Origin of the sequence: Actinoplanes awajinensis subsp. mycoplanecinus (assembly GCF_001509495.1) — a bacterium.
GTDB lineage: Bacteria > Actinomycetota > Actinomycetes > Mycobacteriales > Micromonosporaceae > Actinoplanes > Actinoplanes palleronii.
The window spans coordinates 1-504 of the sequence record NZ_LLZH01000149.1 but is presented as its reverse complement, the minus strand read 5'-3'; the positions used below and the strand labels follow the sequence as shown (position 1 = coordinate 504).

Genomic DNA, 504 nt, shown 5'->3' with positions numbered 1-504 from the left:
GCGGCCGGTAGCCGTGGCGACCTGGGTGGTCGAGACCATCGGCCGTTGAACGGCGGCGACTGCCGGAGTCGGGGAAACCGACGACCGGTCAGGTCGCAAGGACTGCGGCGGCAATGCCGGAGCAGTCAGCGCCGAAGGCGCAGAGGCCACGGGGACCATGTCGGTTTCGACAGAGCCCGAGGGCCGGCTAAGGGCCGCAACGCCGGAGGCGTCGGCCACGGTGGGCAGGGGCACGGTGTGCAGGTGGTGGCTGGTCGCCAGCAGGGCGCCGGTGGCCATCACCATCAGCCCGTCAACAGCGAGCGGGCCGAGAACACACACGATGGTTTCCTCGCCGTAGTGGTCGAGGAGGCCGGACAAGTGCCGGTACGACACCAGTGCGGCGACGGCAGCGACCGGGAGCAGACCGCCCCAGCGCAGCCATTTCCAGGTGCGGCCGTCGGGCCAGGCCACGCGGGCCAGGATTTCGACGGCCACGAACAGGAAGACGGGCCAGACGACCGC

Annotated in this window: 1 pseudogene; it reads right to left on the bottom strand. The window is 70.8% G+C overall.

The features are described 5' to 3' along the window. A pseudogene (locus ADL15_RS54235) lies at positions 1 to 504 on the bottom strand (hypothetical protein); the annotation flags it as partial.